Here is a 20,382-nt window from a genome sequence, read left to right on the forward strand (position 1 = left end):
ACTTGCTCAAGGTAGTTAACTATAAAACGAGATGTAGTGGTTTTTAGGCTTAGCAACTTGAGCAGCGTAAATGGTTGTATTAACAAAACATAACCCACCACTCATCGCTAGTACAATACAAGAAAACATCGGCACACCAAATTGTAACTTAAAAACGCATTAAATTAACATAAATTCAAATCTTTACGTGGATTACAGATAGTTCCTTCAAGCTCAATTATCACCTTATCAACAGATTCTATGCTTTGACAAATTGAAATTATTATTACAACCTCTATGCAATCCTTATTGTTATGAAATGAAGGAATAACATGTGCCCTGCAATCAACATCGGTTATTTCACAGTTGATTTCTGTCCCATGGGGAGCGCATAAAACCACTGTTTCTACTTCAGTAAATGGAAAAATACATTTTAAGCAGATTTCCCCTTTATGATTTACGAATTGAACGCAAACGAATCCTTGTTTTAAGAGATCTATCCTTTGTAGCAAAATAGTCTTTTCTAGTTCATTATTAACATGAACTTTCGCTCTACCTTCTGAACATGTCAATTCTTCACATGTTAATAGGCAACCACTATTCAAAGAAACTGGGTTCCCATGACAATCTGATAAATAACAGATTGTCTTCTTAATATCTTTAATCGAATTTAGATTGCAATCATCATTTGGATGAAAATGCAACATTATTTTTAATTCTCCATAGCAGCTATCAGCCCTCGTATTTCTTTCATTGCATTGGATCTCTATTGAATCAAGATGTGTAAAGGTAGCTGAAAATGAACTTCCTTCGTTTACATCTGCTTGTTTTTCTCCATTTACAAACACAGATAAATTACTGCCACATCCTCTTTTAAATTTAATACAGATTGAGCCTCCGATTTGGCTAATCCCGTATGTTGTCCATAAAACGGTCCGTTCAAATTCTCCAGATGGTATACAAAAATCACAGCAAATTAAATCGTCAAATTTATTTTTCCCTATATCAACAATTTCCTTTAATTTTATAACAGTGGATTTAGTTACCCAATCTAATACTCTAGGTACCTTTACACAATGGATGGTTGGATTCTTATTTGACTGCATGTACTTTGTAGCCCCTTCTTCAAAAGTATATTCCTCTTATATCTTATGTTTCTAAGGACAAGAAGGTAACTACTGTGGTCTCATATCTATCCGATGAATTAACCTAAGTCCAAGCAGTTTCTAGCGATCGCGCATTTACTATAAAGCAAGTTTATATTACGCAAGGAAGGAGGTGAATCTATATTATGTGTCAAAATTCTAGTGAAAACATGGGAGCAGGCAGTTTCAGTTGCTGCGAGCCTAAAAATTTTGTACAAGATAAAGTATGTAATGATTTCACAGTTTCGGGAATCGATGAAGTAGGTGCGGAAATCATTTATGCTACAAATGCAAACGATGTTATTTTTGCATCTGGATTTGTAAAAAATGTTGGTAACTTCCCTATTACCGTGCAATTTGTAAAGGGGGCTAACCCCACTACAGGTCTAGGTGGTACAATCGTCAGACAAGCAGTTGTACCTATTGGAGGAGCTTTTACTTTTACAATTTCACGATTCGATACAATTCGTGTATTCGCCACTGATGCTACAGCAGCCCTACCAGCTGCTGGTGAATTCTGTATCACTCCTCGTTATGAAATCGGTTAATCGGTTTAGTGAAATACAACCTAAAAAAGCCGATTCCTTAAGGTACAGGAAATCGGCTTTTTTAGATTGAAATTGCTTTACCAACTACAATAGCTTTACAAGAGGCAAGAAAATAAGTTTCCGAACACAAAAAAACGGCCACATTTCCCTCAAAATGTAACCGTTTAATTAAAATGACATCGAATGCCCATACCTCGCCAAATACTCTTCCTTCTCTTTATAATCTGGCATAATACTTCCAACGCGTCTCCAAAATGACCGATCATGATTCATATGCAATAAATGACATAGCTCATGGATTACCACATAATCGATGACTTCAATTGGAGCCATGGCTAGACGATAATTAAAGGTCAGCTTTCTATCTGAACTACAACTTCCCCACTTAGCTTTAGATTCTACTATTTCAATGATTTTGGGCTTTACCTTCAGTTGTTTTTGATAGACTTTTATCCGTTCTTCTACAATCGTTTTACAGCTATTGATATAGAACTTTTTGAGATTCCTTTTAAGGACCTCTTCATTTAACTCACTACTATCTATTAATTCATGAAGAAAACACTCTTTCCCAAGGTATAAGAACTTCCCTTGGGCATGATACTCTCTTGCCTTAGGGATTTCTCGAGCTACTTCAATTTCATGGATTTTCTCTAGTATTCTTTTCCCGTTACTTTCTATTGCACTGACAATCACTTCTTGACTTGTGTCTTTGGGTGCTTTAACAGTTATAAAACCAAATGAATCAATATGAATGGATAGCTTCTTCCTATTTCCATACTGAACATCAACTTTAATCATTTTATTTTCAATTTCAACCTTCATATCTAGCATCACCTTTATACATTTATTCCTAACCCTTGTTTTTAACTTATCCACTGTTTTCTTTCTATTCTTAGCCACAATTCATCGATTCATTCCCTGATACATTCATCTTAGTGGGTATTAACCATTCTGGCAACAAACGCTTCGTAGAATAAGATAGTTTAGCTCAACTTGATAACGCCTCAACAAAGCAATACGAAAGAACAGTATGCCTCTTACTGGAAGAAAAGCCGCCAAAAATGCAATTTTGGCGGCTGATGCTTTCTCTATGGTTTTTTCTTTTTTATTTTAAAGTAATGTCACTTTCTATAAGGCATCACATGATTAGCTGCATACTCTTTGCTAAAAGTATGTAAGGAACACATTGTACAAAGTACTAGAGTGCCCGAAATTGTATCTTCGGGCACTAACAATCTATATAGAAAGTCATCTATTCCTTTTTTCAAAACAACCTCATTTTTCGCTTGATCATTGTAGGAACGCGACAGGCAACTATTCGCAACAGTAATACTGAAAAGAGTATGGCTAGAAGTGACGTAGTCACTTCTAGCCATACCTGCCCCACAGTAAAAATGTCATAAATAGTTAGCCGCAAGCGAGCAGGAAATGGTCCAGTGAAAATGGAGGATATCAAGCCCTCCTCACCAGTATGTTATGTAAGAAAAATAGTTAATGAACAGACGTTTTAACATTTAAAAGAATACAAATTCCCCATTAAATTCAGAACCTTTTCAGAATCCACCACCTTTCACTTGCAATTGCATTAGAATAGGGGTAAAGTTTGTCTAATTAGAAATTCACTTATTTCAAAATTTTTGAAGTAAGGATAGAGGCGCAAAGACCATCAGTACACAATCAGAGGATAATGAGATCCTATGACAATTGTGGAAAGGGGAATTTGCCGAAGTGGAGAGAATCTCATTTTCTTGAAGCTGGTTCTGTGTTGAATAAACACAGGATTGTCATATAGGAAACTATATGGAGGGCTATCTTATGCAAAGAAATAATTTATTATTTCTACTGCAACAACGAGCCCTCGTTGTTGCTTTTTTGCGTTAATTCACTAACTGCCCTTCTTCCTCTATTTTTTTAAAATAAACTATAGGATGTGGAGAAATAATGAATTTCGGACAAGTGTTAACTGCAATGGTGACTCCTTTTGATGAAAATGGTGAAATTGATTTTCAAGCTACAAAAAACTTAATTAATTATTTAATTGCTAATGGAACAGATGGCTTAGTGGTATCTGGTACAACAGGAGAGTCTCCGACGTTAACGGATGATGAAAAGTTGAATTTATTCAAGTTTACAGTAGAAGTTGTGAATGGGAGAGTTCCAGTAATTGCTGGTACAGGCTCGAACAACACGAAAGGATCAATTGAGCTAACAATACTTGCAGAAGATGTAGGTGTCGATGGTATTATGCTTGTTGCCCCATACTATAACAACCCATGCCAAGAAGGATTATATCAACACTTTAAGACAATTGCGGAGGTCACATCTTTACCGATTATACTTTATAATGTTCCCGGACGCAGTGTTGTCAACATATCAGTTGAAACAGTCATTCGCCTTTCAAAAATCCCAAATATCGTTTCTATTAAAGAAGCAAGCGGTAATTTAGATTCGATGGCCGAAATTATTAGTCATACACCTGAAGATTTTTCATTGTATAGCGGTGATGATGGTTTAACGATTCCAGTGTTATCGATCGGCGGAGCTGGTGTCATTTCTGTAGCATCCCATGTTTTAGGGAATGAAATGCAAACGATGATTGGACATTTCAAAAGTGGCAACGTTCAAGAGGCAGCTAGGGATCATCGCAGACTACTACCAATAATGAAAGCACTTTTTGCTGCCCCAAATCCTTCACCTGTAAAAGCAGCTTTGATTTTAAAAGGAATCCCTGTCGGTGGTGTCCGCCTACCTATGATTCCTTTAAACGATGAACAACTTAGTTCACTACAACAAGCACTAAATATCCATGAAAAAGTTACTATTTAAAAAGGTTGTGAAAGGTTCCAGGTTCTAAATCAATTCACAAATCAATAAGAACCTGGCCCCATCACTTTATTTCCTTGTCTAGGATCCCTTATTTTAAAGTCAACTGGATTAATACTTGCTGATTGTATTTCTGCTTATACAAATGGGCATTTCAGCTAGTTTAAGTGGGAAATTTTCACATCTATCAGTAACCATGGCTGCCAAAAAAAAAATGAAGGCACAGAGATTCAATAGAGAATCTCTGCGCCTTCATTTGTTATTTAATGTCCCTTTGCATGCTAGCTTTCATATCGGATATTTACTTCGAAAGCTTATGTTCTTGGATAAAACCTTTTAATATTCCGCTTAAATTAGGGCTACCCACTTCATCTAAATCATAATGTACACGCGTATATGGTTTATTAATAGAAATGATTCGAGATAAATCCATCGGTGTTCCAATGATCACGGCATCACAGTCTGCATTATTGATGGTTTCTTCAAGATCTTTCAATTGCTGTTCGCCATACCCCATCGCTGGAAGAACGTTTTGAATATGTTCATATTTGTTAAACGTTTCAATTAAAGAACCTACTGCAAATGGACGTGGGTCAATCATTTCCTTCGCACCTAAGCGCTCAGCCGCAACTGTACCCGCACCAATTTTCATCTCTCCATGTGTCAACGTAGGACCATCTTCAACGACTAATACACGTTTACCAATAATACTTTCTGGGTTATCTACAGTAATCTTTGACTCAGCTTTAATAATTGTGCTAGTAGGGCTTGCAAATTTGATATTATTTTCTACGATTTGAATGGCTTCTGCTGTTGCACTATCAATTTTGTTAATGATGGCAACATCTGCTGTTCGTAAACTAACTTCACCAGGGTAGTATTTCAACTCATGACCTGGACGATGTGGATCCAAGACAGTAACCGCTAAATCAGGCTTGAAGAAAGAGAAATCATTATTTCCTCCGTCCCATAAAATAACATCACAGCCATCCGGATCATTTTCAGCTGCCGCTAAAATATCTGCATAATCAACACCCGCATAAACAATATTTCCACGATCAACATGTGGTTCATACTCTTCCATTTCTTCGATTGTACAATTATGTTTCTTCAAATCCTCCACTGTCGCAAAACGTTGAACACGCTGAGCATTTAAATCGCCGTAAGGCATTGGATGTCTCACTGCAACAACTTTTAAACCATGCTCCAATAATGTTTCGATAATTTTACGTGACGTTTGGCTTTTCCCTGTTCCAGTTCGCACAGCACAAACCGAAATAACCGGTTTATTGCTCTTTAACTGCGTGCCTTTTGGTCCAAGTAGTGTGAAGTCAGCACCCGCTGCATTCACAATCGCACCAACGCCCATCACAGCATCGTAACTTATATCGCTATAAGCAAAAACACATTCATCCACTTGTAACTCTTCAATCAGCTTTGGTAATTGGTCTTGTGAATAAATCGGAATTCCTTCTGGATATAGTTCACCGGCTAATTCACTCGGATATTTACGTCCATCTATATCAGGTATTTGCGTTGCCGTAAAAGCAACAACATTATACGCTTCATTATCACGATAAACCGTATTAAAATTGTGGAAGTCTCTTCCTGCAGCGCCTATAATAATTGTATTTTTTCTTTTCATCAGTATTCACTCCTATAATTGCAACGTTTTTATAATTATAACCTTTAGTGCATTTTAATACAACATTTTTTTAATATGCAAAATATAAAAAAAGATACACCACTATTCCCGATGTATCTGCTCTCTTTTGGCTTCTCTTAAAAGGTACCAGTTACCCAAACTTTAAATTTAGACCCTTAGCAAGCCACGGAAACCCCTGGCGGCATAGTAGGAATCCGCTCCATTGTGATACACAAAGATTGTATCGTAGCGATAATCACAAAAGATGGCCCCACCTAGCTTTCTAATATCAGCTGGTGTTTGCACCCAGCTCGACGTTTTCAAATCGAAATTTCCAAATTCCTGCAGCTCCCGGTATTGTTGTTCCGTTAAAAGCTCAATGCCCATGTCGGCAGCCATATCAATAGCGTTATTTTCTGGTTTATGTTTTTTCCTTGATTCCAGCGCTTCAAGGTCGTAACAAACACTTCTGCGGCCTTTAGGGCTTTCTGCCGAACAGTCATAAAAAATATATTCGCCCGACTTTTTGTCATGACCAACAACATCCGGTTCTCCTCCGGTTATTTCCATCTCATTAAGCGACCACTGTTTTTCAGTATTAGCTTCCAGCTTCTCTTGGACTTTAGCCCATTCTAGTCCTGTATGTCGTTTCATGTTTTGCTCAAAACGTGCTTTCAATGTTGTGAGTAATTCGTCACGTTGTTCAAGTGACAACTGCTTGATTCCCTTGGTCATATTGATTTCCTCCTAATTTTTTCATCCCTACTAATTATGTACCATATCAATTAGCTTAACCCTACTTGAACTTCAATTCCTTATCTGCGCTCATTCTCTCATGAATTTCACCAATTAGTGCCATCGTAAATGTTCGGTGATAGGTTATGATATTTGCTTAAAGCATTCAATATAAAAGGTGAAGAATCAAGTTGAAATTGATTCTTCACCAGTCACATAATACTTTATTTCAAATCTCCAACCAAGCCACACACTCCACATGACTTGAATGTGGGAACATATCAACCGGCTGAATTTCCTGCGTGCGATAACCGCCATCTTCAAGTATACGTAAATCCCGTGCAAGCGTACCAGGATTACATGATACGTAGACAACACGCTTCGGTTTATATTCCAAAATCGTTTTCAATAGCTCTTCGTCGCAACCTTTACGTGGCGGATCGACAACTAGCACGTCGAATCGTTTGCCGTCTGCATACCATTTCGGAATGATGACTTCAGCGGGACCTGCTTCGAAATGAGCATTACTGATGCCGTTCAATTCCGCGTTACGCTTAGCGTCTTCGATCGCTTCAGGAACGATTTCGACGCCGTATACTTCTTTCGCTTTTTGGGCGATGAACAATGAGATTGTACCGATACCACAATACGCATCGATGACCGATTCTTCTCCCGTCAGCTGTGCGTATTCTAGTGCCTGTCCATAAAGAACTTCCGTCTGTTCAGGGTTCACTTGATAGAAAGAGCGTGCAGAAATTTCGAAATCGATGTTGCCAATTGAATCGACAATAACCGGTTTTCCGTATAGTAAAACAGTTTCATCACCTAAAATAACGTTCGTTCTCTCGGTGTTAAAGTTTTGCATAATTGACGTTACATTTGGAACAACTCGTTTAATTAGTTCTATGGCTGCATCTTTTTGTGTGAATTTCTTTTTGCGTGTTACTAAAATAACCATCACTTCACCTGAAGCACGTCCTGTACGGACAATTAAGTGACGAAGCAGACCAAGGTGAGTTTTTTCATCATAAGCATCTACACCAATTGCGTGTAGCTCATATTTCAACATAGCCATCAGGTCATCTGCCTCGTGACTTTGGATGAGACAGATGTCTGTGTCAACGATGTCATGTGTACGCGATTTGTAAAATCCAGAAATAACTTTCCCGTCACGCTCACTGAAAGGTATCTGTGATTTATTGCGGTAGCGCCAAGGGTCGTCCATCCCTTTTACTGGATGCACTGGCACATGCGGTAGTTTTCCGATGCGATCCATAACATCGCGTACCGTTTTACGTTTTTGCACCAGTTGGCCTTCGTAAGACAAGTGTTGCATCTGGCATCCTCCGCATTTTGAGAACACATTACAAGGCGGTTTTACACGGTCAGGCGATGCTTTCGTAATGTTTAACAGTCTGGCAAAGCCGTAACTTTTCAATGTTTTACCTACTTGTATATCAACTTCTTCACCTGGCAGCGCGCCAGGGATGAAAAGCGGATAGCCGTCCACTTTGGCTACACCCGAACCATCGTGTGTTAAATCTTCTACGTAGACGTTGAGACGGTCGTTTCTATTCACACTATATGACATTATATTTTCCTCCAAATTTCAGATGTCTTTAGTTTACCATGCTAAGGCTGAAAAAACAGATGTCGCGAGGGCATCTATTAGACAATCCGTGTACTTTACGGTGGGAAATGGTTGATCAGCACTCACATTTGATTGCTCAGCTTGCTTATATGCTTGGTCGCCATACTTATATAATCGGTCATCCCTCTTTTTAATCGTACAACAAAAAACAGACGCCATAATCGACGTCTGCTTTCTTTTATTTCTCGTTTTCAATCTGTTTCTTTACAGCCCCATCCATCGGTCCAATTACGAACGCAACGGCGAGTCCCCCAATGAGGACGATGAAGGGTGCATAAAACATTAGAAAGTGATTCATGTTCTGTTCCTCCTTATGCGTGGTAGTCGCCTTTTCCGCGGACGTAGTCTTTATCGAAAAGGAATAGGCGCATGAGTAAGTACAACGACGGAATCAGTAGCCCAAGTCCCATGATGAACACGACAATAAGCGAGATGGCCATGGCTGGGTTCGTGAAGCTGTCGTAAATCGTCAAATACGGGTACAACAAGTATGGATAATGGGACGCACCATAGCCAAAGAAGGCAAATGCGAACTGCCCTACAAGTAACAGGAAGGCGAGTCCGTAATTACGGCGCTTCCAGATTAACCACAGCGTTCCGATAAACATAAGGAACGATATGAGGAACATCGGCCAAAAGTTTTGGATATTGCTGTAATGTTCGGGATTATGATTTCTGAGTTCAACAATGATACCACCTGCGGTAATAATCGTTGGCAATGCCCAGATAAGCGCATATTTCCGAATCATATTTGTCGCTTCCGTGTCACGTGCTTTATTCGCATACCAGGTCAAGAATACCGCCGATATATAGAGCGTTGCGGCGATGCTCAGCACAACAATTGCCCACGTCAACGGACTGGTGAACAGTTTCCAATAATCAAGAACCGGATTGCCGTTCACCAGGTCGATAAATCCGCCTTCAGAAATGGTTAGTACGATGGATAGTGATGCTGGAATAAGTATTCCAGCAAGACCGTACATAAACGAATATCCTTTGTGTCCACGCGCGCCATACGTCTCAAATGCATAATAGGAACCACGGATGGCCAGTAAGATAATTCCGATGCTTACGGGGATTAGTAACGTCGTTCCATAATAAAACGCTGTTTTCGGGAAAAACCCAATGATCCCGACAAAGAAGAACACCAAGAAAACGTTTGTTACTTCCCATACAGGCGATAAATAACGCTGGATGATGTTCGTTAAAATATGCTGACGGCCAGTGAGCGTGCTGTAAGCATTGAAAAAACCTGCTCCAAAATCAATAGCACCAATCAGTATATAACCGAAAAGGAAAGTCCATAGAACGGATATGCCAAGTATCTCGAGCGTCATAGCACGTCGCCGCCTTTCTCCGTATCACGATCTTCAATTTCACGTTCAACTGGATTATTGCGGAACATTCTTCTCAGTACAACTACACTACCGACCCCAAGGACTAGATAGAGCAAGCAGAACAGAATAAGCATCGAGTCAACATGTCCGCTCGTTGTAGCGGCGTCCTGCGTTCGCATGATACCTCTTAGAATCCATGGTTGTCTCCCCACTTCAGCGAGCCACCAACCTGCTTCAATCGCTACTATTGATAGCGGACCGCCAAGTACGATAAGCCAGCGGAACCATTTCGTCGAAACCATTTTCCAACCTCGTTGAACACCTAACCAAAATACGCCGGAGAGAAGGGTCATCCAAATACCAATTGACACCATTATGTCAAATAAATAATGGATATAAAGGGGTGGAACTTCATCCTCAGGGAATTGATCCAAACCAGCTACCTCTTGCGTAAAGCTACCGTGTGCAAGGAATGATAATGCGTACGGTATTTTGATGGCGTATTTAACTTCTCCATCTTTGAGAACGCCGTACATGATCAGCGGTGCATTTTCACTCGTTTCAAGATGCCATTCAGCGGCAGCCAGTTTTTCAGGCTGATACTCCGCTAAATATTTCCCTGAGAAGTCACCGATGATTGCTGATGCAATTGCAAACACAAGGCCGACTTTCATCGTTAGATATAGTGCTTTTTTATGATATTCGTGATTCGAACCTTTCAACAGACGGAATGCCGCAATCGCTGCAAGCACAAAAGCAGCTGTCATATAAGAAGTAGCAACAACGTGTGCCACTTTCGTAGGCATCGCCGGATTAAACATCGCAAGAAGCGGATTGACGTTAACGAATTCACCGTTAACGATATCAAATCCTCTTGGTGCATTCATGAATGCGTTAACGATTGTGATGAATACCGCAGAAAAGGATGCACCGATGGCAACCGGAATAAGTAACAGAAAATGTTTCTTCTGGTTCTCAAATCGATCCCATGTATATAAGTAAATGCCAAGGAAGATGGCTTCGAAAAAGAACGCAAATGTCTCCATAAATAACGGCAGTGCAATAACGTTCCCTGCAAGTTCCATGAAATTAGGCCATAACAAGGATAATTGTAAACCAATCGCTGTTCCTGTTACGACACCAACGGCAACTGTAATGATAAAACCTCGTGCCCAACGTCGTGCAAGTAAAATATAATGATCATCGTTTTTCTTTATGCCAACCCATTGTGCAATCATAATCATCAGCGGTACTCCGACGCCGATAGTTGCATAAATAATATGGAATGATAAAGTCGTTTCGGTTAAGACCCTTGAAAAAAAGACTGCTTCTTCATTTCCCATTTGCTTATCCCCCTTTAACTTCCGAAGATTTTACTACCAATTGATAACAGCATAATTCCTGCAATAATAAACGCAAGCCACATAAGTCGTTTTTCATGTATTTTGTACACCGGCACCACGTCCTTTCAAATACATCTTGATTCTATTGTATACCCTCTATACCACCCGGTAGTTACGTTTAAAACGATTTACATGAACTATTTGTGACTAGTAGCAAAGTATGTGCTTGTTAATGGGCAGAATATTGTGTATCATTAATAAACTAAGATGAGGTGAACACAATGAGGTTGAAACGAAAAGTATTAGCTTATATTACAAAAGGTGAAGGTGCCGAACGTCAAATTCTTGTGTTCGAGCAAAAAGATAATCCTGATGCTGGCTTGCAAGTCCCTGGTGGTACCATCGAAAAGGACGAGTTATTGTTAGATGCATTGTACCGAGAAATTGAAGAAGAAACTGGTATACAGCGTAGTGATTTAGAGTTAAAAGGAAAAGTGAATAAAACAAACTATTTCCCTGAACATAAGCATGTCATCTATGAAAGAAATATCTTTCATCTTGCATATATTGGCGAAGAACATGCTAAATGGGAACATCGCGTAGACGGAGGCGGAAAAGACGACGGTATGACATTCTGCCACCGTTGGGTATCCGTCCAAAATCTACCTGAACTAGCTGCCAATCAAGACCAGGCAATTGAATTCATTTAGAAAAATAAGCTGTATGGATGTCCACTAGCGACATCCATACAGCTTATTTTGTCCAATCCTCTAAATACCTAACCCTGGCTACTCTTTACGACTCTACAGAAGAGTCCAATAGATCTATTCGATCCTCTTTCCGAATTTCACCCATCGGAACAAACATCTCAATATGTCTGTAAAGATTTTCAAACCTCGCCGGCAATACGCCACCGTATTCCCCATCCAGGTTTAGAAGAACCTTTTCATTTGATGTCACTGTAATCTTTTCTGCTTTAGTTGAAATCACAAGCGGATCATCAAGATGCTCACCTCTGAGAGCAAGTGAAACAACACGTATGAATTCAGCGATATTACACTTTTTCAGGATGAGCAAAGTGAATTTCCCGTCATTAATGCTCGAATCGGGGGCAAGTTTTTCAAAGCCGCCGACTGAATTCGTTAAGCCAACAAGAAACATCATTGCTTCATCATCAAACACTTCTCCATCGTATTCAATCTTGACGTGAGTAGAGTGGATTGACGGCAACATCTCAATACCTTTTAAATAATACGCAAGCTGCCCAAGTACCGTCTTCAATCTGCTTGGAACGTCATATGTCAATTCCGTCAATCTGCCGCCACCTGCAATGTTAATAAAGTGGCGGTCGTTCATTAAACCGACATCAACAGGAATCGTTTCTCCGCGAATGATAATATCTACCGCTTCGTTAATATCACGAGGAATGCGTAGCGCACGTGCAAAGTCGTTCGTCGTTCCCGTAGGAATAAGACCGACCTTAGGACGCTTGTCGAATGGGCTTACACCCGCGATGACTTCGTTCAGTGTACCATCCCCACCCGAGGCAATTATAAGGTCAAAACCAGATTTAACAGCATGTTTAGCCGCTTCTGTCGCATCTCCTTCACACGTTGTCGCATGACAAGAGGTTTCATAACCGGCCTTTTCAAGCTTCTCGAGTACCTCACCCAGGTGTTTGCGGAATGCTTCGCGTCCCGACGTCGGATTATAAATAATTCTTGCTCGTTTCATCCGGAATTCCCTCTATTCGTACATATGTTTTTTATTGATCAGCAAAAGTACTCCAATTATAAGACATGCTCTTTGGCGCTTAAGATTGTTTCTGCAATACTGGTAAGAAAGTTTTACGGATGTCATCGTATACAGTTAACCAAAGTTCAGGTTTAGATGTATATTCAGCAGTAATTCGCTCAATGAACGCCTGCTGCTTTTCTTTATACGTTGGTGAATCCGCCGCGGGTAAGTCTTTACGCAGTTCCAAAACATATTCTTGGATAGCTGCCGCCCGCGGTCCCCATTTCGCCTCGACTTCCCCATCTTCCCCTAGCAACAAGTAGACAGGTATCGATCTGCCGCCGTTTGTCAGATGTTTGTCGATTAAGTCTGTATCAGCATCACGGTAAGCCGTGCGTACGTCAAGTTCCGCGGCTTCCGCTATTCTTCGAAGAACCGGATTATTCATCATTGCGTCGCCGCACCAATCTTCCGTAATGACTAGGATATTTGGTTTCTTTACTTTTAACAGCTCGATGAATTCATCATCTGCAGGCACTTCGAATTGTTCATAAATGCGAAAACTTTCTTCTTTATGTTTTTCCATCTTATTCATATACAGTTCGAGTGAAATGGCTTCATCAAAGTATTGTTTTTCAGTTTTCATTAACTATCCACACTCCTTTTCTTCAATTGTACGTCGTCCCTTCCCGCGAATCAAATTACGAGATTAGAAAAAGACGCTCTGTACAGTGACTTGAAAAAGTCTTATACAGAGCGTCTCGTTTTAAAAATAAGAAATAATAAGTTTTTACCTTAAATGGTGTCTAGGCTCCAGGCGCCAGACGCTCGGAGGCTCACAGGATGTGAGCTACGTAGACATTGCCGCAGGACGCGGCGTACTTTGGCTACGTTCCTTGATTGTCAGTCGCAGGCCTACAGGATGTAGGTCATGCAGCTGGCGCCACAGGAAGTGGCGCACTTAGGCTGCGTTCATTTTTAACGGCACCTTACGCTTTTCTCATTACCTTTTCGCGATTTCCTCGAGAAGGATTTTATTGACGAGTGGCGGGTTTGCTTGCCCTTTCGTCGCCTTCATAATTTGACCAACGAGGAAGCCGACTGCGCGCTCTTTCCCGTTTTTAAAGTCTTCGATTGATTGTTCATTTGCATCTAGTATTTCGGTGACGATTGTACGAAGCGTGCCTTCATCAGAAATTTGGACGAGTCCTTTTTCTTTGACGATGTCTGCTGCGTCTCCGCCGTTGTCAATCAATTCCTTAAATACTTTTTTCGCGATTTTGGATGAAATCGTACCATCTGTAATCAGTTTGATCATACTCGCAAGACCTTCAGGCGTTAATGCCGTCGCATCAAGTTCTTTTGCCTCTGCATTTAGGTAAGCCGAAACTTCACCCATCAGCCAGTTAGAAGCAAGTTTCGCATCCGCTCCAGCCGTAACAGTTGCTTCAAAGAAATCGGACATATCTTTTGTCAATGTCAAAACCATCGCATCGTAAGCAGGTAAATCAAGATCGTTGATATAACGTTCTTTACGAGCATCCGGAAGTTCTGGTATTTCAGCACGAACACGCTCAATCCACGCTTCGTCGATATGAATATCTGTCAAGTCAGGTTCAGGGATAAAACGATAATCATTCGCTGGGCCTTTGACACGCATAAGAAGTGTTTTACCTGTTGCTTCATCGTAACGACGTGTTTGTTGCTCGATTGTACCGCCAGATAACAAGACATCTACTTGACGATCCACTTCATATGCAATTCCTCTGCGTACAAAGTTGAATGAGTTCAAGTTTTTCAATTCCGTTTTCGTACCAAATTCCTCTTGTCCAAACGGACGGATTGAAATGTTGGCGTCACAACGGAGTGATCCTTCTTCCATACGGACGTCGGAAACACCTGTATATTGAATGATTGCTTTCAATTTTTCAAGGAAAGCATACGCTTCTTCCGGGGACCGTACATCAGCTTCTGTCACAATTTCAATTAGTGGTACACCTTGTCTGTTTAGGTCGACAAGTGAGTGACCTTCATCGGTATGTGTCAATTTCCCTGCATCTTCTTCAAGGTGAACGCGTTCAATACGAATCTTTTTCTTTTTACCGTCAACTTCAATTTCGACCCAACCGTTTGCACCGATTGGACGGTCATCTTGAGAGATTTGGTAAGCTTTCGGATTATCGGGATAGAAGTAATGCTTACGGTCGAAATTAGTGATAGGCGCAATTTCACAGTTAAGTGCCATTGCAGCTTTCATACCGAAATCAACTGCAAGTTCGTTCATCACCGGTAATACACCCGGATAAGCTAAGTCAATAACATGAATGTTCATATTTGGTTCGGCACCGAAATGAGCATGAGATGGAGACATAATTTTCGAATCTGTTTTAAGTTCTACGTGGACTTCAAGTCCTACTACTGTTTCAAAGTTCATTATTATTTCCCCTCCCATATGACTGGAGTTTGTGTATGGAAATCAGTCGCTTGTTCGTAAGCATGTGCTACTTTGTAGAGTGTCGCTTCATCGTAATGTTTCCCGATGATTTGAAGACCTAGTGGAAGTCCATTCGAAAAGCCGCATGGAACCGAAATTGCCGGTACACCTGCAAGGTTAATCGGAACTGTCAAAATGTCGTTTGCATACAGCGTCAACGGATCTTCAAGCTTTTCACCAATCTTATAAGCCGTTGTCGCAGAAGAAGGACCGATGATTACATCGTATTTCTCAAATAGATTCGCAAAGTCCTGCGCAATGAGTGTACGAACTTTTTGTGATTTCACATATAAATCTTCGTGATGAGCCGCACCTAGTGCATACATACCGAATAAAATACGTTTTTTCACTTCGGTACCAAAGGCTTCAGAACGTGAATGTGCGTATAGTTCTTCAAGATTCTGGACGCCTTCAGCACGATAGCCATAGCGAATACCGTCAAAACGAGCCAAATTTGATGATGCTTCAGATGAAGAAATCACATAGTAAACAGGAGATGCATACTTCGAATGCGGAAGTGAAACTTCTTCCCACTCAGCACCAAGTGATTCGAGCACTTTGAGCGCATCCATCACTGCATCTTTCGCTTCTGCAGATACGCCTTCACCTAAATACTCTGCAGGAACACCGATTTTCAAGCCTTTGATGTCGCCAGTTAGCGCGGCACGGAAATCAGGAACAGCCTGTGGAGATGTAGATGAATCTTTAGGGTCTAAGCCCGCAATTGCACTTAGCAATAATGCATTGTCTTCAACGTTGCGCGTAATCGGACCAATTTGGTCTAATGATGATGCGAACGCAACAAGACCAGAGCGTGATACGCGACCGTATGTTGGCTTCATACCGACAACGCCACAAAATGCAGCAGGTTGACGGACAGATCCGCCTGTATCTGAACCAAGTGCAAACGCAACTTCGCCAGCTGCTACTGCTGCCGCAGAACCACCTGATGAGCCGCCTGGAACGTATTCAAGATTCCATGGATTATGTGTCGTCTTGAATGCAGAGCGTTCTGTTGTCGATCCCATGGCAAATTCGTCCATGTTTAGTTTCCCGATCGTTACCATGCCTGCTTCATTGATTTTATCAACCACTGTCGCATCGTAAACAGGTACAAAGTCTTCAAGCATCTTACTTGCAGCAGTCGTAACAATGCCTTTTGTAACGATATTATCTTTTAGACCGATTGGTAAACCGAATAGTGGTCCACGTCCGTCCATTGGCAGCTTGTCCAATTCTTCTGCTTTAGAAAGTGCTTGGTCTTCATTTGTCGACAAGAAAGCTTGTACCTGTCCATCCATTTTTTCAATACGGTTTAGTGATTCTGCCGTCAGTTCTTTGACAGATACTTCCCGATTATGTAATAGCGACTGAAGCTCTGTTGCCGTCTTTTTGAATAACGTCATTTTTCTTCCTCCTTAAATCCATTCATCAAAGGATAGTCGGCACTTTGATTTGTCCGTCTTCGTGTTCTTTCACGCTCTTCAACATCTCTTCCCTGTCAAGCGCGTCTGTCGGAATATCCTTACGCAATACATTGTAAAGCGGCAGTGGATGTGTCATTGTAGCAACCTGCTCAGTGTCCACTTCTTGTAGCTTATTGGAAAATCCAATCATGTCTTCGAGTTGCTCAGCGAACATTTCAGCCTCAGCGTCTGTCATAGCAATCCTTGCTAGACCTGCGTGACGTTTCACTTCATCAATCGTCAGTTGTGTCATTGTTTTTCCTCCTCCTCTTTGAATTGTACGGTTAATCATATCATCTTCCTATTATGATGAAAAGTTATGTTGATTAATAGCCATAAATATGAACGAATGGCTTCGCGTCACCAGCCTCTTTTACGATTAATGCCTCCGGTCCATTGACGGAAGTTATACTTACTTCTGTATGCACATTCGGGAAATATTTATTGACGAGTAATGTCATATATTGCGTGAAACCAATCGTTTCACTTGTACCAAAGAATTGGATTGGCACTTCTATTTCGAGTGATTTTAAGTTGCTGTCTTTATAAAATCCTGTGCCAATGACGTTGACGAAACTCGGGAAATACTCATCGATATCTTGTTTGAATTTATCAAATGTCGTATTCATATCCCGGTATGCGCCAGTCTCTGAAGACGCCGGGAACACCACATACTTCTCTTTTACTTCTTTCCAGCCTGTCGGTGCCGATTGCCCTTTTCCAGCGACGGCTGTCGCAAAGTATGTGCCTGGAACAATGGAGTTGCGACTTTCTTGTTTAAACAATCCGACAACAATCGGGATATCTGATAGCCCTTCCTGTGTGCGGAGACGACGAACGACTTCTTCTGCCATTTTCATGCCTTGCTGTTCAAGTACCTCATCCGTTATTTTGGTCGCTTTTCCACTTCTCGAATAACTGGTTGAGTTGAGTGCTAGACCGACCGAAATACCGGCAAGACGAACTTTCTTTTCATCCGTCATAACGAGGTAGTTCTGTTCGACGATATGGGCCAGATAATTCGGCGCTACTTCCGAGGCTGTATCTTCGCTCATGCCTTCATCGATGGGTGGATTCAAACCGGCCTCATTCGCAGAGCTTCTTGATAACCAGGCACGGGCAGTCTCCTTGTCAATATGTTGCCCTTCCTGGAAGTAATGATTTTTCGGATTGAAATGCTGATTGGAAATACGTAACAGCCCTTCCTCGGCTTCCTGCATATCGTATTTTGTATAGATATTGCTAACGATAAGACCACGGCTCGCACTTTTCTTGAAAGGGATAGGCGTCTTGTAAAACTCTTCTTTCAATCGGACATCCGGTATCATGACAGTCTCTTCAACGCTTTCTTCGTTCTCCTGGATGACTTCTTCTTTCTCTGTTCCGAATGAAGGCAGACACCCTCCAAGTAGAAGAATGGCCGCGAGTCCAGGTAATACACCTAACTTTTTCATCATATAATTACTCCTTTTCGCCAAGCGCTTCAATCAACTGTGCTTCATTCCATACAGTGATTTCGAGCTCCTCAGCTTTTGCCAATTTCGAGCCGGCATCTTCTCCCGCAATTACGAGATCTGTCTTTTTACTCACACTGCCGCTCACTTTTCCACCGAATGCTTCGATTTTCTCTTTCGCTTCGCCGCGGGTTAAAATGGATAGTTTTCCAGTTAGCACGACAGTCTTGCCAGAAAACAATCCGTCTGTTGGGGCGTCTTGCCGCCTGCGTCCTTTATAGGCTGTATTCAATCCGTAAGACTCCAGCTTTCGAAGTACTTCAAGAACTTTTTCATTGCTGAAATAGGTCGTAATTGAATCTGCTACCTTATCCCCGATTTCGTGGATGGTTAGAAGTCGCTCTGCATCGGCTACCATTAAATCGGCAAGTGTTCCGAACTCCTCGGCAAGTATGGCCGCCGCTTTTTCACCTACATGGCGGATACCAAGTCCAAAGAGCATTTTTTCAAGTGAATTTTCTTTCGATGCCTCAATTGCTATTAGTAGATTTGAGACGGATTTTTCACCCATTCGTTCGAGTTCGATCAATTGCTCTCTTGTTAGCGTATATAGATCGGAGACGTCGTGAACAAGATCTGCTTTGTACAATTGGTCGACTACTCGTTCACCAATTCCTTCGATATTCATCGCACCCCGGGACACGAAGTGAATGATTGCTTCTTTCATCTGAGCTGGACATTGCGGATTAACACAACGTATCGCCACTTCCTCTTCAATTCGGACAAGTTCTGAATCGCATACAGGACAGTTCTTCGGCATTTCAAAAGGCACTTCATCGCCAGTACGTTTTTCCACAATTGCAGCGACTACCTCCGGAATAATATCTCCCGCTTTACGGATAATAACAGTGTCACCGATTCGAACGTCTTTCTCTTTAATGAGATCTTCATTATGCAGTGATGCGCGTCCGACTGTCGATCCTGCGACAAGTACTGGTTCAAGTATAGCGGTTGGGGTAACTACACCTGTTCTGCCAACACTAAGCTCTATATCCAGCAATGTTGTGACGACTTCCTCAGCAGGAAACTTGTAGGCGATTGCCCATTTCGGACTTTTCGCTGTAAATCCAAGCTGTTCCTGATCCTCAAAGTTATCGACTTTAACAACAATCCCGTCGATTTCATAGTCAAGAGCAGAGCGGCTTTCCCCCCACTTCCCGACATAGTCAATCACTTCTTCAATTGTGTCACATCGCTTACGTTCCTTATTCGTTTCGAATCCAAGTGCAGCCAGGTGATCCAGTGAATCCGAATGACTATCCTGTCCATATGCACCGCCGTCGCCGCCGATCCCATAAACGAATATCGCCAAATTTCGGCTCGCCGCTATTTTAGGATCGAGTTGACGAAGTGAACCCGCCGCTGCGTTACGTGGATTGGCGAATGGTTCTTCACCCGATTCGTCGCGCATTGCATTCAATTTCACGAACGATTGCTTCGGCATATAGGCCTCGCCCCGTACTTCAATCGCAACAGATTCTTGCAGTCGAAGTGGGATTGTCCGGATTGTTTTCAAACTTGCCGTGATATCTTCCCCGACCGTACCATCTCCGCGCGTTGAGCCTTGCACAAACTTTCCGTCGACATATCTAAGCGAAATCGCAAGTCCATCTATTTTGAGTTCACAAATATACGAAACGTCGTGTCCTGCTGCCGCCTTAACACGCCTGTCAAATTCTCTTAAATCCTCTTCATTGAACGCATTCGATAGACTAAGCATCGGAAACTCGTGGACGACTTTTCCGAATCCCTTAAGTACCTCGCCACCTACCCGCTGCGACGGTGAGTCCGGGTAAATAAGGTCAGGATTTTCCGCTTCAATCGACAACAATTCCTGCATATATTGGTCATAGATTGCGTCAGAGGTAAGCGGTTTATCGAGCACATAATAAGCATGGCCATACTGATGAAGCAGGTTATTCAATTCTTCCACCCGTTTTTCGAGTTCAAGTCGATCCATCGATT

General features: G+C 41.5%; 18 protein-coding genes and 1 riboswitch. Of the genes, 3 read left to right on the forward strand and 15 right to left on the reverse strand.

The features are described from left to right. Positions 1 to 164 precede the first annotated feature (164 nt). Positions 165 to 1,085 carry a BMQ_0737 family morphogenetic spore coat protein gene (locus tag H2672_RS14135; protein WP_186672428.1) on the reverse strand — a complete coding sequence of 307 codons (921 nt, stop codon included), beginning with the start codon at positions 1,083 to 1,085 and terminating at the stop codon, positions 165 to 167. Positions 1,086 to 1,270: 185 nt separating this feature from the next. Between H2672_RS14135 and H2672_RS14140 the strand changes: the two genes are divergently transcribed. Beyond that, the gene (locus H2672_RS14140) at positions 1,271 to 1,672 is read left to right on the forward strand and encodes a DUF3992 domain-containing protein (protein ID WP_186672429.1); all 402 of its coding nucleotides are present in this window, start codon (positions 1,271 to 1,273) and stop codon (positions 1,670 to 1,672) included. A 168-nt stretch (positions 1,673 to 1,840) separates the two neighbouring features. Here the strand turns inward: H2672_RS14140 and H2672_RS14145 are convergent, their stop codons facing one another. Beyond that, positions 1,841 to 2,494 carry a M48 family metallopeptidase gene (locus tag H2672_RS14145; protein WP_186672430.1) on the reverse strand — a complete coding sequence of 218 codons (654 nt, stop codon included), beginning with the start codon at positions 2,492 to 2,494 and terminating at the stop codon, positions 1,841 to 1,843. An 819-nt stretch (positions 2,495 to 3,313) separates the two neighbouring features. Continuing rightward, a riboswitch (Lysine riboswitch) is annotated at positions 3,314 to 3,491 on the forward strand. Between the two features lie 122 nt (positions 3,492 to 3,613). On the opposite strand from H2672_RS14145, the gene dapA reads away from it, so the two are divergent. Then, positions 3,614 to 4,498 (forward strand): 4-hydroxy-tetrahydrodipicolinate synthase, encoded by an 885-nt coding sequence (dapA, locus tag H2672_RS14150; RefSeq protein ID WP_186672431.1) that lies wholly within the window; start codon positions 3,614 to 3,616, stop codon positions 4,496 to 4,498. Between the two features lie 298 nt (positions 4,499 to 4,796). On the opposite strand, the gene H2672_RS14155 is transcribed toward dapA, so the two are convergent. The 6 genes from H2672_RS14155 to H2672_RS14175 all read right to left on the reverse strand — a co-directional run bounded on the left by H2672_RS14155 (position 4,797) and on the right by H2672_RS14175 (position 11,206). Beyond that, a complete protein-coding gene (locus H2672_RS14155; RefSeq protein ID WP_186672432.1) occupies positions 4,797 to 6,140 on the reverse strand; it encodes a cyclic 2,3-diphosphoglycerate synthase in 1,344 nt (447 codons plus the stop codon). Positions 6,141 to 6,308: 168 nt separating this feature from the next. After that, complete coding sequence (locus H2672_RS14160; protein ID WP_186672433.1) at positions 6,309 to 6,875, reverse strand: DUF4256 domain-containing protein; 567 nt, start codon at positions 6,873 to 6,875, stop codon at positions 6,309 to 6,311. Between the two features lie 229 nt (positions 6,876 to 7,104). Next, on the reverse strand, positions 7,105 to 8,466 hold the full coding sequence (gene rlmD / locus H2672_RS14165) for a 23S rRNA (uracil(1939)-C(5))-methyltransferase RlmD (protein ID WP_186672434.1): 1,362 nt from the start codon (positions 8,464 to 8,466) through the stop codon (positions 7,105 to 7,107). A 238-nt stretch (positions 8,467 to 8,704) separates the two neighbouring features. Then, positions 8,705 to 8,824 carry a cytochrome bd oxidase small subunit CydS family protein gene (gene cydS, locus H2672_RS20090; protein ID WP_483315865.1) on the reverse strand — a complete coding sequence of 40 codons (120 nt, stop codon included), beginning with the start codon at positions 8,822 to 8,824 and terminating at the stop codon, positions 8,705 to 8,707. 13 nt (positions 8,825 to 8,837) lie between these two features. Further along, entirely contained in the window at positions 8,838 to 9,863 is a 1,026-nt protein-coding gene (locus H2672_RS14170; protein ID WP_186672436.1) for a cytochrome d ubiquinol oxidase subunit II, read from the reverse strand. Beyond that, positions 9,860 to 11,206 (reverse strand): cytochrome ubiquinol oxidase subunit I, encoded by a 1,347-nt coding sequence (locus H2672_RS14175; RefSeq protein ID WP_186672438.1) that lies wholly within the window; start codon positions 11,204 to 11,206, stop codon positions 9,860 to 9,862. The genes H2672_RS14170 and H2672_RS14175 overlap by 4 nt, the downstream gene beginning before the upstream one ends. Before the next feature lie 281 nt (positions 11,207 to 11,487). On the opposite strand from H2672_RS14175, the gene H2672_RS14180 reads away from it, so the two are divergent. Next, the gene (locus H2672_RS14180) at positions 11,488 to 11,916 is read left to right on the forward strand and encodes an NUDIX hydrolase (RefSeq protein WP_186672441.1); all 429 of its coding nucleotides are present in this window, start codon (positions 11,488 to 11,490) and stop codon (positions 11,914 to 11,916) included. 85 nt (positions 11,917 to 12,001) lie between these two features. On the opposite strand, the gene H2672_RS14185 is transcribed toward H2672_RS14180, so the two are convergent. From H2672_RS14185 to ligA, 7 genes are all read right to left on the reverse strand, one after another. After that, the gene (locus H2672_RS14185; protein WP_186672443.1) at positions 12,002 to 12,940 is read right to left on the reverse strand and encodes a diacylglycerol kinase; all 939 of its coding nucleotides are present in this window, start codon (positions 12,938 to 12,940) and stop codon (positions 12,002 to 12,004) included. A 79-nt stretch (positions 12,941 to 13,019) separates the two neighbouring features. Next, positions 13,020 to 13,589, reverse strand: coding sequence for a thioredoxin family protein (locus H2672_RS14190; protein WP_186672445.1), 570 nt, complete (start codon positions 13,587 to 13,589; stop codon positions 13,020 to 13,022). 357 nt (positions 13,590 to 13,946) lie between these two features. Next, positions 13,947 to 15,377, reverse strand: coding sequence for an Asp-tRNA(Asn)/Glu-tRNA(Gln) amidotransferase subunit GatB (gene gatB, locus H2672_RS14195; RefSeq protein WP_186672447.1), 1,431 nt, complete (start codon positions 15,375 to 15,377; stop codon positions 13,947 to 13,949). Positions 15,378 to 15,379: 2 nt separating this feature from the next. Next, on the reverse strand, positions 15,380 to 16,843 hold the full coding sequence (gene gatA, locus H2672_RS14200; RefSeq protein ID WP_186672449.1) for an Asp-tRNA(Asn)/Glu-tRNA(Gln) amidotransferase subunit GatA: 1,464 nt from the start codon (positions 16,841 to 16,843) through the stop codon (positions 15,380 to 15,382). Between the two features lie 25 nt (positions 16,844 to 16,868). Continuing rightward, positions 16,869 to 17,156 carry an Asp-tRNA(Asn)/Glu-tRNA(Gln) amidotransferase subunit GatC gene (gene gatC / locus H2672_RS14205; protein WP_186672451.1) on the reverse strand — a complete coding sequence of 96 codons (288 nt, stop codon included), beginning with the start codon at positions 17,154 to 17,156 and terminating at the stop codon, positions 16,869 to 16,871. Positions 17,157 to 17,229: 73 nt separating this feature from the next. Further along, on the reverse strand, positions 17,230 to 18,360 hold the full coding sequence (locus H2672_RS14210; protein ID WP_370569659.1) for a CamS family sex pheromone protein: 1,131 nt from the start codon (positions 18,358 to 18,360) through the stop codon (positions 17,230 to 17,232). 4 nt (positions 18,361 to 18,364) lie between these two features. Further along, positions 18,365 to 20,377 (reverse strand): NAD-dependent DNA ligase LigA, encoded by a 2,013-nt coding sequence (gene ligA / locus H2672_RS14215; RefSeq protein WP_186672453.1) that lies wholly within the window; start codon positions 20,375 to 20,377, stop codon positions 18,365 to 18,367. Positions 20,378 to 20,382: the final 5 nt, after the last annotated feature.

The sequence above is a fragment of the Sporosarcina sp. BP05 genome (genome assembly GCF_014282005.1).
Lineage (GTDB): Bacteria > Bacillota > Bacilli > Bacillales_A > Planococcaceae > Sporosarcina.

Coding starts and splice junctions, on each gene's coding strand:
- gatB (WP_186672447.1), bottom strand. CDS start 15,377: ATGAACTTTGAAACAGTAGTAGGACTTGAAGTCCACGTAGAACTTAAA.
- H2672_RS14140 (WP_186672429.1), top strand. CDS start 1,271: ATGTGTCAAAATTCTAGTGAAAACATGGGAGCAGGCAGTTTCAGTTGC.
- rlmD (WP_186672434.1), bottom strand. CDS start 8,466: ATGTCATATAGTGTGAATAGAAACGACCGTCTCAACGTCTACGTAGAA.
- H2672_RS14155 (WP_186672432.1), bottom strand. CDS start 6,140: ATGAAAAGAAAAAATACAATTATTATAGGCGCTGCAGGAAGAGACTTC.
- H2672_RS14175 (WP_186672438.1), bottom strand. CDS start 11,206: ATGGGAAATGAAGAAGCAGTCTTTTTTTCAAGGGTCTTAACCGAAACG.
- H2672_RS14135 (WP_186672428.1), bottom strand. CDS start 1,085: ATGCAGTCAAATAAGAATCCAACCATCCATTGTGTAAAGGTACCTAGA.
- ligA (WP_186672453.1), bottom strand. CDS start 20,377: ATGGATCGACTTGAACTCGAAAAACGGGTGGAAGAATTGAATAACCTG.
- H2672_RS14210 (WP_370569659.1), bottom strand. CDS start 18,360: ATGATGAAAAAGTTAGGTGTATTACCTGGACTCGCGGCCATTCTTCTA.
- dapA (WP_186672431.1), top strand. CDS start 3,614: ATGAATTTCGGACAAGTGTTAACTGCAATGGTGACTCCTTTTGATGAA.
- H2672_RS14145 (WP_186672430.1), bottom strand. CDS start 2,494: ATGAAGGTTGAAATTGAAAATAAAATGATTAAAGTTGATGTTCAGTAT.
- H2672_RS14170 (WP_186672436.1), bottom strand. CDS start 9,863: ATGACGCTCGAGATACTTGGCATATCCGTTCTATGGACTTTCCTTTTC.
- cydS (WP_483315865.1), bottom strand. CDS start 8,824: ATGAATCACTTTCTAATGTTTTATGCACCCTTCATCGTCCTCATTGGG.
- H2672_RS14180 (WP_186672441.1), top strand. CDS start 11,488: ATGAGGTTGAAACGAAAAGTATTAGCTTATATTACAAAAGGTGAAGGT.
- gatA (WP_186672449.1), bottom strand. CDS start 16,843: ATGACGTTATTCAAAAAGACGGCAACAGAGCTTCAGTCGCTATTACAT.
- H2672_RS14160 (WP_186672433.1), bottom strand. CDS start 6,875: ATGACCAAGGGAATCAAGCAGTTGTCACTTGAACAACGTGACGAATTA.
- gatC (WP_186672451.1), bottom strand. CDS start 17,156: ATGACACAACTGACGATTGATGAAGTGAAACGTCACGCAGGTCTAGCA.
- H2672_RS14185 (WP_186672443.1), bottom strand. CDS start 12,940: ATGAAACGAGCAAGAATTATTTATAATCCGACGTCGGGACGCGAAGCA.
- H2672_RS14190 (WP_186672445.1), bottom strand. CDS start 13,589: ATGAAAACTGAAAAACAATACTTTGATGAAGCCATTTCACTCGAACTG.